Raw genomic sequence first — 13,203 nt, 5'->3', positions numbered from 1 at the left:
GGACACAGCTGCGTGTCAGGCCGTGGCCTGTTCCCCCCGGTGGCCGTCGAGGTCGGCGGCGGCACTGATCGGCAGCACCTTGGCCTTGCTGCGCTGCTCAACCAGCTCCCGGGTGATGGTGAAGGTCTGGACGTCGCGGCGGGAGGGCAGGTCGTACATGACGTCGAGCATCAGCTCCTCGACGATGCCCCGCAGGGCCCGGGCGCCGGTCTTGCGGCGATGGGCCTCGGCGGCGATGGCCTCGACGGCCCCCGGTTCGAACTCGAGCCGCACGTTGTCCATGCTCAGCAGCGTCTGGAACTGCTTCACAAGGGCGTCACGCGGTTCGGTGAGGATCGCCTCCAGGGCGCTGGTGTCGAGGGGTTCGAGCACCGCGCTCACCGGCAGCCGGCCGATGAACTCGGGAATCAGGCCGTAGCGCACCAGATCCTCCGGTTCGAGGTGACGCATCACCTCGCTGGATTGCTTGTCCTTGCCGGAGCGCACCCGGCTGCGGCCATCGGCCGGCAGGAAGCCGATCGCGTTGCGGCCCATCCGTTTCTGGACCAGGTCCTCCAGTCCCACGAAGGCCCCGCCGCAGATGAACAGCACCTGGCTGGTGTCGATCTGGATGCAGTCCTGGTAAGGGTGCTTGCGGCCGCCCTGGGGGGGCACGTTGGCCACGGTGCCCTCCAGCATCTTGAGCAGGGCCTGCTGCACACCCTCACCGGAGACGTCGCGGGTGATCGATGGGTTCTCGCTCTTGCGGGCGATCTTGTCGATCTCGTCGATGTAGATGATGCCCCGCTGGGCCTGTTCGACGTCCAGATCCGCCTTCTGGAGGAGGCGCAGCAGGATGTTCTCCACGTCCTCGCCCACGTAGCCCGCCTCGGTGAGGGTGGTGGCGTCGGCGACCGCGAACGGCACATCGAGCATCTCGGCCAGGGACTGGGCCAGGAGGGTCTTGCCGCAGCCGGTGGGGCCGATCAGCAGGATGTTCGACTTGTGCAGGCGGGTGGCTGTCTGATCCGTCTCGCCCTTGCCGTCCCCCTGCCAGGCCAGCCGCTTGTAGTGGTTGTAGACGGCCACGGCCAGCACCTTCTTGGCCTCCTCCTGGCCCACCACCTGCTGGTCGAGGAAGCTCTTGATCTCCTGGGGCCTGGGGATGGTGGCCAGGGTGGGGGCGGGCCGGGCCGATTTCTTTGCCGGGGTCTTGCGGCCCCCGTCGGCCATGGGCCGGCCCGGGGGGCCATGGCCGTGGTGCTCGACCAGTTCCTCGTCGAGGATCTCGTTGCAGAGATCGATGCACTCGTCGCAGATGTAGACGCCAGGCCCGGCGATCAGCTTGCGCACCTGTTCCTGGGACTTGCCGCAGAAGGAGCACTTCAGATGGGCGTCGAACTTGGCCATCGGCAAGGAGGCGGCGGGAGCGGCGGTGGTCGCCCTGGGTATGGCGGCAGGATGGACCTGCTTCCAGGATCGACCCCAGCCGTCGATTTGTCAGTCGTTCCTGAAGTTCTAGGGGACGACAGGGGCTGGGGCGTCATCGACCACCCGGTCGATGAGTCCGTATTCAACCGCCTCTGCTGGGGAAAGGAAGTAGTCCCTGTCCGTATCTTCAGCGATCTTGTCCAGCGGCTGGCCGGTGTGCTCGGCCATCAGTCCGTTGAGGGTGTCCTTCAGGAAGAGGATCTCCCGGGCCTGGATCTCGATGTCCACCGCCTGGCCCTGGGCGCCCCCGAGGGGCTGGTGGATCATGATCCGGGCATTGGGGAGGGCCATCCGCTTGCCGGGTGCCCCACCGGTGAGCAGGAAGGCCCCCATGCTGGCGGCCAGCCCGTAGCAGATGGTGACCACGTCCGGCGCCACCTGCTGCATGGTGTCGTAGATGGCCAGGCCGGAGGTCACCGAGCCGCCCGGGGAGTTGATGTAGATCTGAATGTCCTTCTCGGGATCCTCGGCTTCGAGGAACAGCAGCTGGGCCACCAGGGAATCGGCCACCTGGTCGTCGATCCCGGTGCCGAGAAAGATGATCCGTTCCCGCAGCAGCCGGGAATAGATGTCGAAGGCCCGGTCGCCGCGGCCCGACTGCTCCACCACGGTGGGCAGCACCCCAGGGGCGGCGGTGGGGCCCGGAGCGACCATCCCGTTCCAGGGCATCGGCCCCTGCCACCGGTTGGTCACCGGATGGGGGAGGGTCCCCGACGGGCCCGCCAGGGCGGCGGGCAGCCAGTCGGGGATCAGGGGCGGTCGGGCGTCGATCACGCGGTTTCGCTGGCGGACGGGGGGAGTGGCCTCAATCTATGGCTGGGCGTCGTCCTCCCGGGCCTTGGCGCCGGCGGCTCCCTTCTTCGCCTTGGCGGCCTTGGCGGGTTTGGGCGACGCTTCGCCGCTGGCCTCAGGTCCGTCCTCCGACGGGGCCTCCTCCGCGGCCGGGGCCTTGTCGGTGATCGTGCTGTTGGCCTCGAGCCACTCCAGCAGCTTCTCCTTCAGCAGGTCCTCGGCCACCGCCAGCCGCAGCCGCTCCGGGTCGATGGCGGCACTGTCGCTGAGGCCCTTGCGGATCTCGGCCAGCCTGGCCTCCAGGTCGGCGGCGGGCACCTCGATCGTCTCGGCCGCGGCCAGGGCCTTGAGCGCCAGGCTGCGCCGCAGCCGCTGCTCGGCCTCGGGCCGGGAGGTGTCCATGAGGCTGCGCACCAGATCGGGGGTGAACAGCTTCTTGACGTCCATGCCCTGCTGGGAGATCTGCCCGGCGGTCTGCTCGATCAGGTTGCGCACCTCCTGCTGGATCAGGGTCTCGGGCAGCTCCACCTCCAGCTCCTCCACCAGGACCGCCAGCAGGGCCTCGTGGCGGTTGGCGCGATGGCGGCGCTCGGCGTCGTCCCGCAGGCGCGTCTCCAGGTCGGCGCGGAGTTCGGCGAGGGTCGGCTTGTCGCTGGCCTGCTGGGCGAAGGCGTCGTCGAGGGCGGGCAGCTCCCGGGTCTTCAGTTCCAGCAGGGTGATGGCGAACAGGGCCTCCCGGCCCGCCGCCTGCTCCTGGGGGTAGCTGTCGGGGAAGCGGCAGGAGACGTCGCGGCTGTCCCCGACGGCCATGCCGATGATGCCGGCCACGAAGCCTGGGATCATGCGGCCCTCCTCCAGCTCCACTTCCATCCCTTCGCTGCTGCCGCCCTCGATGGCCTCGCCGGTGTCGACGAAGGTGCCGCGGAAGGCGATCTGGGCCACGTCACCCTCGGCGGCGGGCCGGTCCTCCACCGGCACCAGGGTGGCCAGCTGGCGGCGCGACTGCTCGATCAGTTCGTCCACCCGGGCCGGGTCGAAGGGCACGGGCTCCGCCTCGGCCTTGAAGCCCTTGGTGCTGCGCAGGGTGGGGGTGGGCTCCACGTCCATCTCCAGGGTGATGGTGAGCTCCTCCCCGGGCGTGAAGCGCTCCAGAACGCGCTCGAAGGCTTCGCTGAGTTCGGGCCGGCCGATGGCCTCGATGGCCTCCTGCTGCATCGCCTCCCGCACGACCGCATCGACCAGGTCCTCGAGGGCGGTGGCGCGGATCCGCAGCGGTCCGATCTGCTGCAGCAGCACCGGCCGGGGCACCCGTCCCTTGCGGAAGCCGGGCAGCTTGACGCTGCGGCTCAGCTTCTCGAGGGCGGTCTCGTAGCTCTTCTGGCTGCGCCCCGCAGGCACGGCGACCTCCACCGCCAGACGGCTTCCGGGGCGCGGGGAGGTGGTCACCCGGAGGTTGGCTTCGGTGCTGGCGGCAGGACTCATGAAACGGGGCTCGCTTCGGGCAGCCCCCCATCCTAGAAACTGGCCGTTCCGGGCCTCCGCCACGTATTGTGCGATCGACGCATCGGCGCGCCCATATCTCCAACTGAAGAGTTCGATCCGGCCATCAGGCCGGAGGCCTTGTCTCAGGTTCCCGTCCCCGGGCCCTCCCGCCCCATCCGTTTCCCGATCCCCTCCCAGGGTTTCCTTCCGGGCCCCGTCTCCAGTCAGCAGGCCCTCTCCCGCCACCCGTCCCGTTTCCCCCCGTTGACCGTCTCAGCGACCCTCCCCTCCCCTCCGCGCCACCTGCCCTCGAGGCCGTTGCGCATCGCCATCCTTGGCGCCACCGGAGCCGTGGGCCAGGAGCTTCTGGTCCTGCTGCAGGAGCGGGGTTTTCCGGTGGCGGAGCTGCTGCCGCTGGCTTCGCCGCGCTCGGCGGGCCAGGACCTGGACTGGCGGGGCGAGCGCCTGCGGGTGCAGCCGGTCGGTGCCGACGCCTTCGAGGGCATCGACCTGGTGCTGGCCTCCGCTGGCGGTTCGGTGTCCCGGCAGTGGGCGCCGGTGGCCGTGGCCGCCGGCGCGGTGGTGATCGACAACTCCAGTGCCTTCCGGATGGATCCGACCGTGCCCCTGGTGGTGCCCGAGGTGAATCCCCAGGCCGCCTTCGCCCACGGCGGGATCATCGCCAATCCCAACTGCACCACCATCCTGTTGACCCTGGCCCTGGCCCCCCTGGCGGCCCGGCGGCCGATCCGCCGGGTGGTGGTCAGCACCTACCAGTCGGCCAGCGGTGCCGGCGCCCGGGCCATGGAGGAACTGCGCGACCTGAGCCGCACCGTGCTGGAGGGGGGCGAGCCGGTGAGCACGGTGCTGCCCCATTCGCTGGCCTTCAACCTCTTCCTGCACAACTCGCCCCTGCAACCCAGCGGCTACTGCGAGGAGGAGCTCAAGATGCTCCACGAGACCCGCAAGATCATGGGTCTCCCCGATCTGCGCCTGACGGCCACCTGCGTGCGGGTGCCGGTCCTGCGGGCCCATTCCGAGGCCGTCAACATCGAGTTTGAGGAGCCCTTCCCCGTGGCGGAGGCCCGTGAGCTGCTGGCGGTCGCCCCCGGGGTCGAGCTGATCGAGAACTTCGAGACCAACCGCTTCCCCATGCCCACCGATGTCACCGGCCGCGATCCGGTGGCCGTGGGCCGCATCCGCCAGGACCTCAGCGATCCCTGTGCCCTGGAGTTGTGGCTCTGCGGTGACCAGATCCGCAAGGGAGCCGCCCTCAATGCCATCCAGATCGCCGAACTGCTGCGGGACCCCGCCGCGGCCGATGCCGCCGCCGGAGGTGCCGCTTGACCACGGCCACCCTGCAGGCGCCCAGCACGGCTCCCTCCCCCGAGGCCCCCTTCGGGCGGGTGCTCACCGCCATGGTGACCCCCTTCCAGCCGGACGGGGCCGTCGATCTGGAGCTGGCGGCCCGGCTGGCGGACCATCTGGTCCGCCACGGCTCCGATGGCCTGGTGCTGTGCGGCACCACCGGCGAGTCCCCCACCCTCACCTGGCAGGAGCAGCATGAGCTCTTCGCCGCCGTGAAGGGGGCGGTGGGGAGTCGCGCCACCCTGCTGGCCGGCAGCGGCAGCAACTGCACCGCGGAGGCGGTGGAAGCCACCGGCGAGGCTGCCGCCCTGGGCGCCGACGGCGCCCTGGTGGTGGTGCCCTACTACAACAAGCCCCCCCAGGAGGGACTGGAAGCCCATTTCCGCGCCGTGGCCCAGGCCGCCCCGGAGCTGCCCCTGATGCTTTACAACATCCCCGGCCGCACCGGCTGCAGCCTGGCCCCGGACACCACGGCCCGCCTGCTCGACGAGGCCAACGTGGTGGGCTTCAAGGCCGCCAGCGGCACCACCGAGGAGGTCAGCCGGCTGCGGGAGCTCTGCGGCGATCGCCTGGCGATCTACAGCGGCGACGACGCCCTCACCCTGCCGATGCTGGCGGTGGGTGCGGTGGGCGTGGTCAGCGTGGCCAGCCACCTGGTGGGTCCCCGGATCCGGGCCATGGTCCAGGCCTTCCTGAGCGGCGACGTCGCCGCCGCCCTCGACGAGCACCAGCAGCTGCTGCCCCTGTGCCGGGCGCTCTTCTGCACCACCAACCCCATCCCCGTCAAAGCCGCCCTGGAGATCTGCGGCTGGCCGGTGGGTGCCCCCCGACTTCCCCTGCTTTCCGCCGATACCGCCGTGCGACAGCGCCTTTCCTCGATCCTGGCTGCCCTGCGTCCCACCTGACGCCAAGGCTGATGTCCAGAGTCATCTCCGCTTCCCGTTCCTTTCCATCGCCACCCCCGAGTCCCTAACTACATGTCCAGTCAGAACGTCAATCCCATCGTCCGCTCCGGCAACGGCGCCAAAGCCAAGCACCAGGGCCTGCGCGTCATCCCCCTGGGCGGCCTGCACGAGATCGGCAAGAACACCTGCGTCTTCGAATACGGCGATGAGCTGATGCTCGTCGATGCCGGTCTCGCCTTCCCCAGCGATGGCATGCATGGCGTCAACGTGGTGATGCCCGACACCAGCTACCTGCGCGAGAACCAGAAGCGCATCCGCGGCATGGTGGTCACCCACGGCCACGAAGATCACATCGGCGGCATCCCGCACCACCTCAAGAACTTCAACATCCCCATCATCTACGGCCCCCGGCTGGCCATGTCGATGCTGCAGGGGAAGATGGAGGAGGCGGGCGTCACCGACCGCACCACCATCCAGACGGTCGGCCCACGGGATGTGGTGCATGTGGGTCAGCACTTCAAGGTGGAGTTCATCCGCAACACCCACTCGATGGCCGACAGCTTCACGCTGGCCATCACCACCCCCGCCGGCGTCGTCATCTTCACCGGTGACTTCAAGTTCGACCACACCCCCGTCGATGGCGAGGCCTTCGACCTGCAGCGCCTGGCCCATTACGGCGAGCAGGGGGTGCTCTGCCTGTTCAGCGATTCCACCAACGCCGAGATCCCCGGTTTCACGCCGCCGGAGCGGGCCGTGTTCCCGAACCTGGATCGCCACATCAGCCAGGCCGAAGGCCGGGTGATCATCACCACCTTCGCCAGCTCGATTCATCGTGTGTCGATGATCCTGGAACTGGCGATGAAGAACGGCCGCAAGGTGGGGCTGCTGGGCCGCTCGATGCTCAACGTGATCGCCAAGGCCCGGGAGCTCGGCTACATGCGCGCCCCCGATGATCTGTTCGTTCCCATCAAGCAGATCCGTGACCTGCCCGACCGCGAAACCCTGCTGCTGATGACCGGCAGCCAGGGCGAACCGCTGGCGGCCCTCAGCCGCATCTCCCGCGGTGAGCATCCCCAGGTGCAGGTGAAGTCCAGTGACACGATCATCTTCTCGGCCAGCCCGATCCCCGGTAACACCATCTCGGTGGTGAACACCATCGACCGACTGATGATGATGGGGGCCAAGGTTGTGTATGGCAAGGGCGAGGGCATCCACGTCTCCGGCCACGGCTGCCAGGAGGACCACAAGCTGATGCTGGCGCTGGCCAAGCCGAAATTCTTCGTGCCCGTGCATGGCGAGCACCGCATGCTCGTCTGCCATTCCAAGACGGCCCAGTCGATGGGGATCCCGGCCGATCACATCCTGATCATCGACAACGGCGACGTGGTCGAACTCACCCCTGACTCCATCAACAAGGGTGAGCCGGTGAAGGCCGGCATCGAGCTGCTCGACGCCTCCCGCAACGGCATCGTCGATGCCCGGGTGCTCAAGGAGCGCCAGCAGCTGGCCGAGGACGGTGTCATCACCCTGCTGGCGGTGATCACCACCGACGGTGTGATGGCGGCGCCGCCGCGGGTGAACCTGCGCGGTGTGGTCACGGCCGCCGATGCCCGCAAGCTCTCGGTCTGGGCCGAGCGGGAGATCACCTGGGTGCTGGAGAACCGCTGGAACCAGCTGGCCCGCAACACCGGTGGCAAGGCCCCCGATGTCGACTGGGTGGGCGTGCAGCGGGAAGTGGAGGTGGGCCTGCAGCGCCGCCTGCGCCGCGAGCTGCAGGTGGACCCGCTGATCATCTGCCTGGTGCAGCCCGCCCCCGCCGGCACCCCGGCCTACAAGGGTCGGGCCGATGCCGAGCCAGACACCCGGCCGGCGCCCCGCGGCGGCCGCAGGGATGGGGGTGGGCGCCAGCCCGCCGCCGTGCCCCAGCGCCAGCTGGTGACCGCCGCCGCCCCGGCGGCCGCCACGGCCACGGCCACCGTCGCAGCGCCGGCCCCCGTGGCGGCGGCCAGCAAGGCCCCCGTTGAAGAGCCGGAACCCACCGGCCGCGTCCGTCGCCGCCGCTCGGCCGCGGCGGCGGGCTGATCGCCCGGGGGCAGGCTCAGCGGACCCTGACCAGCATCAGGCCGCTGAGCAGCTCCTCGTCCTCCTTGTTCATCGGCGCAGCCGTGGCTGGGCTGGACTCCTGCCAGCTCAGTTCCACGTCGTCGGCCAGGGTCGGGTCCGCCTGGTGCAGCTCGATCAGCTCGGGCTCCTCCACCACCTCCGGGATCAGCGAGGGCTCGCTCCAGGGGGCCGCCGGCGTCGCGGCCGTCGCCGCATCCGGGCCCTCCTCGGCGGGTGCCGACTCCAGATCGGCGGCCGGGGACGCGGCTGCCGCTGCCGCGGTTGCGGCCCCCGTCTTGGTCAGCCAGGGGGCCGCCGGGCCGGTGACCGCCTGAGCGGTTGCCGCCGGGGCTGTGGCCCCCTCGGCGAGGAAACCGGGGGAGGGCGCGGCGCTGCCAGCCGCCGCTGGCCCCGTGGTCGGGGCGGCGGCGGCCTCCTCGATGGCGCACTGTTTGAGACCCTGCTCGGCGATCCTGGTGAGGGCGGCCTCGCTGTTCTGCTCGGCCACGGTTCCGTAGTACCCGGCGGCGGTGGCCTTGTCCCCGTAGCCGTAGAGCTGGGTGTGGCCCAGCAGCAGCTGCAGCCGCAGCTTCAGCCCGGTGAGCTGGGGGTTGTCCGATTGCTGCAGTTCCTGCAGCAGCTCCCCCCCATCGCCCACCACCGTGCCCCACTTCTCCCTGGAGTAGGCCTGCTCGATCACCGCATAGCGCTGGGCGGCGTCGTTGGCGCTGGTCTCAGCCATGGAGCGGGTCGGGTGGGCGGACCCACAGTGTGCTGTGATCCCAGTGCAGTTGCCATCCTTCGGCCAGATCCAGCCGGCCCGGATTCCGCCCGCGGGCCAGCCGGTCCACCAGGGTTTCGAGGCCTCTGGCTCCCGGATCCCGCCCCAGGTGCCGCCGCAGCCAGTGGTGCAGCAGCCGTCGCTGGCTGGCCGGGGCCAGGCTGGCCAGGCGTCGGCGCGCCAACCGAGCGGGGTCCTCTCCCTGCTGCAGTCCCGCCAGGGCCAGGTCCAGCAGTTCCGTCTCGGCCGCGAACTGCGCCTCCAGGCGCTCCGCCTGGGCGCTGATCCGCCGACTGGCCCCGGGATGGAGGGCCTCCAGCACCGGCATGACGTCGGCGCGCAGCCGGTTGCGGGCGAAGCGCAGATCCGCGTTGCTGCTGTCCGGCCAGACGGGCAGGCCCCGCTCCCGGCAGAGGCGGCCGGTGTCGCCGCGGTCGAAGATCAGCAGCGGTCGGGCCAGCTGCAGGTGGCCGGCGGCCGGGTCCAGGGGCCGGCTGGCCCCCAGGCTGGCCAGGCCCCGCAGGTGGCTGCCGCGGGCGAGGTTGAGCAGCACGGTCTCGGCCCGGTCGCTGGCGGTGTGGCCCGTCACCACATGGGTGCAGTTCCCCTGGAGGGCCGCCGCGGCCAGGCAGCCGTAGCGCCAGTCCCGGGCCGCGGCCTCGCTGCCGGGCACCGGATCGGCCCGGTCGAGCCTCAGGTCCAGTCCCTGGCTCCGGGCCCACCGGGTCAGTTCCCCGGCCTGCTGGGCCGCGTCGGGGCGCCAGCCGTGATCGCCGTGCCACAGCTGCAGCCGCCAGCCGTGCAGGGGCTGGAGGTCCAGCAGGAGGGTGGTGAGGGCCATGGAGTCCTGCCCGCCGGACACGGCCAGCAGCAGCGACCCCCCCGCCGGCAGCAGGGCGGGCTGGCGCAGCAGGTGCCGGTGTAGGCGCGCCTGGTCGCTTCCCCAGGGCCGCCGGCCCTGGCAGGGGTCGGGTGGGAGAATCACGGCATGCGTCCTTCCGTCCGCCGATGACCCGCCTCTCCAGCCTGCCCACCGCCCTGCAGCAGGCGATCCGTCAGGGGCGGGCGCTGAAGGTCATCGCCGGCCTCGACAACTTCGACGCGGCCCGGGTGCAGCGGGTGGTCCGGGCCGCCGCCGCCGGCGGCGCCGACCTGGTGGATCTGGCCTGCGACCCCACCCTCGTCCGCCTGGCCGTGGCGCTGGCACCGGGTCTGCCGGTCTGCGTCTCGGCCGTGGATCCCGCCCTGTTCCCGCCCGCCGTCGAGGCCGGTGCCGCCATGGTGGAGATCGGCAACTACGACAGCTTCTATCCCCAGGGGCGGATCTTCGGTGCCGACGAAGTGCTCGCGCTCACCCGTCGCACCCGGGCGCTGCTGCCGGAGACCGTGCTCTCGGTCACCGTGCCCCACACCCTGCCCCTCGACGAGCAGGAGCGGCTGGCGGTGGAGCTGGTGGCCGCCGGCGCCGATCTGATCCAGACGGAGGGCGGGACCAGCGCCCGTCCCCTCAGCGCCGGTGCCCTGGGCCTGATCGAGAAGGCCGCCCCGACCCTGGCGGCCGCCCATGCCATCAGCCGGGCGGTGGATGTGCCGGTGCTGTGTGCCTCCGGCCTTTCCGCTGTCACGGTGCCCATGGCCCTGGCCGCTGGTGCCGCCGGTGTGGGCGTGGGCTCCGCCGTCAACCGCCTCGACGATGAGCTCGCCATGGTGGCGGTGGTGCGTGCCCTGCGGGAGGCCCTGCCCGTGGCGTCGATGGTTCAAAGCGAACAGCCTCAGTAAGGTGAAAGGGTTGCGGCATCGCTCCCCATGGGCTCCCTCACCTGGCTCCTTCAATGGCCGATCCGGGCCCTCATTCTGCTGCTGGTGGCGCGACTGCCCGTGGGGGTGGAGCTGGCGAGCTTTTCCGCCGCCCTGCTGTCGGCCATTGTCATCGCCCTGCTGGGCACCCTGCTGATCCTCCCCCTGAAGCTCCTGCTGGGGCCGGTCTGGTTCGTCTCCTCCCTGGGAGGCCTGATCAGCCCGGTGTCGTTCCTGTTCAACTGGCTGATCACGATCATCCTGTTCAGCCTGGCCGCCTGGCTGATCAAGGGGTTCCGGCTCCATAACGGCCTGATCAGCGCCATCCTCGGGGCCCTGGCCTACAGCGTGCTGAGCAGCGTGGTGCTGGGCTGGATGGGCCTGGATGTGCCCCTGACCCGGGCGATGGCGGCGGCCTCCGGGGTGGGCTGACCGGTTTTCCTGCCGGGCCGTTCCCCGTTCGTGACCGCCAGAATGGTCCGATGCCATTCCAGCTTCACGCGCCCTACGAACCCAAGGGCGACCAACCCGCCGCCATCGAGGCGATGGTGAAGGGCGTCGACGGTGGCGAACGCTTCCAGACCCTCCTCGGCGCCACCGGCACCGGCAAGACCTTCTCCATCGCCAACGTGATCGCCCGCACCGGGCGCCCCACCCTGGTGCTGGCCCACAACAAGACCCTGGCGGCCCAGCTCTGCAACGAGCTGCGGGAGTTCTTCCCCAACAATGCCGTCGAATACTTCATCTCCTACTACGACTACTACCAGCCCGAGGCCTACGTTCCCGTCTCGGACACCTACATCGCCAAGACCGCCTCGATCAACGAGGAGATCGACATGCTGCGGCACTCGGCCACCCGGTCGCTGTTCGAGCGGCGGGATGTGATCGTGGTGGCCTCGATCAGCTGCATCTACGGCCTCGGCATCCCCTCGGAATACCTCAAGGCCGCCGTCAAGTTCGAGGTGGGCGACAAGCTGGATCTGCGCGGCTCCCTGCGGGATCTGGTCAACAACCAGTACTCCCGCAACGACATCGAGATCAGCCGCGGCCGCTTCCGGGTGCGGGGCGACGTGCTGGAGATCGGCCCTGCCTACGAGGACCGGCTGGTGCGAATTGAGCTGTTCGGCGATGAGGTGGAGGCGATCCGTTACGTCGATCCCACCACCGGCGAGATCCTCCAGAGCCTGGAGACGATCAACATCTACCCGGCCAAGCACTTCGTGACCCCCAAGGAGCGGCTGCAGGGGGCGATCCAGGCGATCCGGGCCGAACTGCGCGAACGGCTCGAGCTGCTCAACGGCCAGGGGCGTCTGCTGGAGGCCCAGCGCCTCGAGCAGCGCACCACCTACGACCTGGAGATGCTGGAGCAGGTGGGTTACTGCAACGGGGTGGAGAACTACGCCCGGCATCTGGCGGGCCGGGAGGCCGGTACGCCGCCCGAATGCCTGATCGACTACTTCCCCGACGACTGGCTGCTGGTGGTGGATGAGAGCCACGTCACCTGCTCCCAGCTCCAGGCCATGTACAACGGCGACCAGAGCCGCAAGCAGGTGCTGATCGAGCACGGCTTCCGGCTGCCCAGCGCCGCCGACAACCGGCCCCTCAAGGGGGACGAGTTCTGGGAAAAAGCCCGCCAGACCATCTTCGTCTCGGCCACCCCCGGGGCCTGGGAGCTGGCCCAGAGCAAGGGCCAGGTGGTGGAGCAGGTGATCCGCCCCACCGGCGTTCTCGATCCGATCGTGGAGGTGCGCCCCTCGGAGGGTCAGGTGGACGACCTGCTCGGCGAGATCCGGGTGCGGGCCGATCGGCAGGAGCGGGTGCTGGTCACCACCCTCACCAAGCGCATGGCCGAGGACCTCACCGACTACCTGGCCGAGAACGGGGTGCGGGTGCGCTACCTGCACTCGGAGATCCATTCGATCGAGCGGATCGAGATCATCCAGGACCTGCGTAACGGCGCCTACGACGTGCTCGTGGGCGTCAACCTGCTGCGGGAGGGCCTCGACCTGCCCGAGGTGTCCCTGGTGGCGATCCTCGATGCCGACAAGGAGGGCTTCCTGCGGGCGGAGCGCTCCCTGATCCAGACCATCGGCCGGGCGGCGCGCCACATCGATGGGGTGGCGCTGCTCTACGCCGACAACCTCACCGATTCGATGGCCAAGGCGATTTCCGAGACCGAGCGGCGGCGGGTCATCCAGCACGCCTACAACGAACGCCACGGCATCACCCCCACCCCCGCCGGCAAGCGGGCGGGCAATGCGATCCTCTCCTTCCTGGAGCTCTCCCGCCGGCTCACCGACGACCAGCTGGAGGTGGCGGCCGAGCAGGCCGAGCAGAACGAGGTGCCCCTCGACGCCCTGCCCGAGCTGATCACCCAGCTGGAGGAGAAGATGAAGGCGGCGGCCAAGGGCCTGGAGTTCGAGGAGGCTGCCAACCTGAGGGACCGGATCAAGAACCTGCGCCACAAGCTGGTGGGCCGGCCGGCGGCCTAGGGCACCCGCCGCC

11 protein-coding genes are annotated in these 13,203 nt (G+C 70.1%); 6 read left to right on the top strand and 5 right to left on the bottom strand.

Translation table 11 applies throughout. The annotated features are described in order from the left end of the window. Positions 1-15: 15 nt before the first annotated feature. From clpX to tig, 3 genes are all read right to left on the bottom strand, one after another. The gene (gene clpX, locus H6G99_RS13285) at positions 16-1,389 is read right to left on the bottom strand and encodes an ATP-dependent protease ATP-binding subunit ClpX (RefSeq protein ID WP_190611975.1); all 1,374 of its coding nucleotides are present in this window, start codon (positions 1,387-1,389) and stop codon (positions 16-18) included. 108 nt (positions 1,390-1,497) lie between these two features. Beyond that, positions 1,498-2,139: an ATP-dependent Clp endopeptidase proteolytic subunit ClpP gene (gene clpP / locus H6G99_RS13280; protein WP_094584457.1), complete on the bottom strand. Its 642-nt coding sequence runs from the start codon at positions 2,137-2,139 to the stop codon at positions 1,498-1,500. 141 nt (positions 2,140-2,280) lie between these two features. Next, positions 2,281-3,744, bottom strand: a complete 1,464-nt coding sequence (gene tig, locus H6G99_RS13275; protein ID WP_190611973.1) for a trigger factor — start codon at positions 3,742-3,744, stop codon at positions 2,281-2,283. A 264-nt stretch (positions 3,745-4,008) separates the two neighbouring features. On the opposite strand from tig, the gene H6G99_RS13270 reads away from it, so the two are divergent. From H6G99_RS13270 to H6G99_RS13260, 3 genes are all read left to right on the top strand, one after another. Continuing rightward, a complete protein-coding gene (locus tag H6G99_RS13270; protein ID WP_190611972.1) occupies positions 4,009-5,091 on the top strand; it encodes an aspartate-semialdehyde dehydrogenase in 1,083 nt (360 codons plus the stop codon). Between the two features lie 11 nt (positions 5,092-5,102). Further along, positions 5,103-6,017, top strand: coding sequence for a 4-hydroxy-tetrahydrodipicolinate synthase (dapA, locus tag H6G99_RS13265; RefSeq protein ID WP_502707690.1), 915 nt, complete (start codon positions 5,103-5,105; stop codon positions 6,015-6,017). Between the two features lie 72 nt (positions 6,018-6,089). Beyond that, positions 6,090-8,099 carry a ribonuclease J gene (locus H6G99_RS13260; protein WP_286191153.1) on the top strand — a complete coding sequence of 670 codons (2,010 nt, stop codon included), beginning with the start codon at positions 6,090-6,092 and terminating at the stop codon, positions 8,097-8,099. Between the two features lie 16 nt (positions 8,100-8,115). On the opposite strand, the gene H6G99_RS13255 is transcribed toward H6G99_RS13260, so the two are convergent. Both H6G99_RS13255 and tilS read right to left on the bottom strand, forming a co-directional pair. Further along, the gene (locus H6G99_RS13255; RefSeq protein ID WP_094584228.1) at positions 8,116-8,862 is read right to left on the bottom strand and encodes a hypothetical protein; all 747 of its coding nucleotides are present in this window, start codon (positions 8,860-8,862) and stop codon (positions 8,116-8,118) included. After that, entirely contained in the window at positions 8,855-9,886 is a 1,032-nt protein-coding gene (gene tilS, locus H6G99_RS13250) for a tRNA lysidine(34) synthetase TilS (protein ID WP_353617249.1), read from the bottom strand. Before tilS ends, H6G99_RS13255 begins: the two co-directional genes overlap by 8 nt. Before the next feature lie 23 nt (positions 9,887-9,909). Here tilS and H6G99_RS13245 point away from each other — a divergent pair, with 23 nt between their 5' ends. Genes H6G99_RS13245 through uvrB form a run of 3 tightly spaced genes read left to right on the top strand, consistent with a single transcriptional unit; the run spans position 9,910 to position 13,190 of the window. Beyond that, complete coding sequence (locus H6G99_RS13245; protein WP_094584229.1) at positions 9,910-10,680, top strand: DUF561 domain-containing protein; 771 nt, start codon at positions 9,910-9,912, stop codon at positions 10,678-10,680. A gap of 27 nt (positions 10,681-10,707) precedes the next feature. Next, positions 10,708-11,130 carry a phage holin family protein gene (locus H6G99_RS13240; RefSeq protein WP_094584230.1) on the top strand — a complete coding sequence of 141 codons (423 nt, stop codon included), beginning with the start codon at positions 10,708-10,710 and terminating at the stop codon, positions 11,128-11,130. Between the two features lie 50 nt (positions 11,131-11,180). Beyond that, complete coding sequence (gene uvrB, locus H6G99_RS13235) at positions 11,181-13,190, top strand: excinuclease ABC subunit UvrB (protein WP_190611966.1); 2,010 nt, start codon at positions 11,181-11,183, stop codon at positions 13,188-13,190. Positions 13,191-13,203 lie beyond the last annotated feature (13 nt).

The organism is Synechococcus sp. FACHB-909 (assembly GCF_014698945.1).
GTDB lineage: Bacteria > Cyanobacteriota > Cyanobacteriia > PCC-6307 > Cyanobiaceae > Cyanobium.
This window is presented reverse-complemented; position numbering and strand designations above follow the sequence as displayed.

Excerpts from the sequence above, each read along its gene's own strand:
- uvrB (WP_190611966.1), top strand. The coding sequence starts at position 11,181 with ATGCCATTCCAGCTTCACGCGCCCTACGAACCCAAGGGCGACCAACCC.
- H6G99_RS13245 (WP_094584229.1), top strand. The coding sequence starts at position 9,910 with ATGACCCGCCTCTCCAGCCTGCCCACCGCCCTGCAGCAGGCGATCCGT.
- H6G99_RS13240 (WP_094584230.1), top strand. The coding sequence starts at position 10,708 with ATGGGCTCCCTCACCTGGCTCCTTCAATGGCCGATCCGGGCCCTCATT.
- clpP (WP_094584457.1), bottom strand. The coding sequence starts at position 2,139 with ATGCCCTGGAACGGGATGGTCGCTCCGGGCCCCACCGCCGCCCCTGGG.
- tig (WP_190611973.1), bottom strand. The coding sequence starts at position 3,744 with ATGAGTCCTGCCGCCAGCACCGAAGCCAACCTCCGGGTGACCACCTCC.
- clpX (WP_190611975.1), bottom strand. The coding sequence starts at position 1,389 with ATGGCCAAGTTCGACGCCCATCTGAAGTGCTCCTTCTGCGGCAAGTCC.
- H6G99_RS13260 (WP_286191153.1), top strand. The coding sequence starts at position 6,090 with ATGTCCAGTCAGAACGTCAATCCCATCGTCCGCTCCGGCAACGGCGCC.
- H6G99_RS13255 (WP_094584228.1), bottom strand. The coding sequence starts at position 8,862 with ATGGCTGAGACCAGCGCCAACGACGCCGCCCAGCGCTATGCGGTGATC.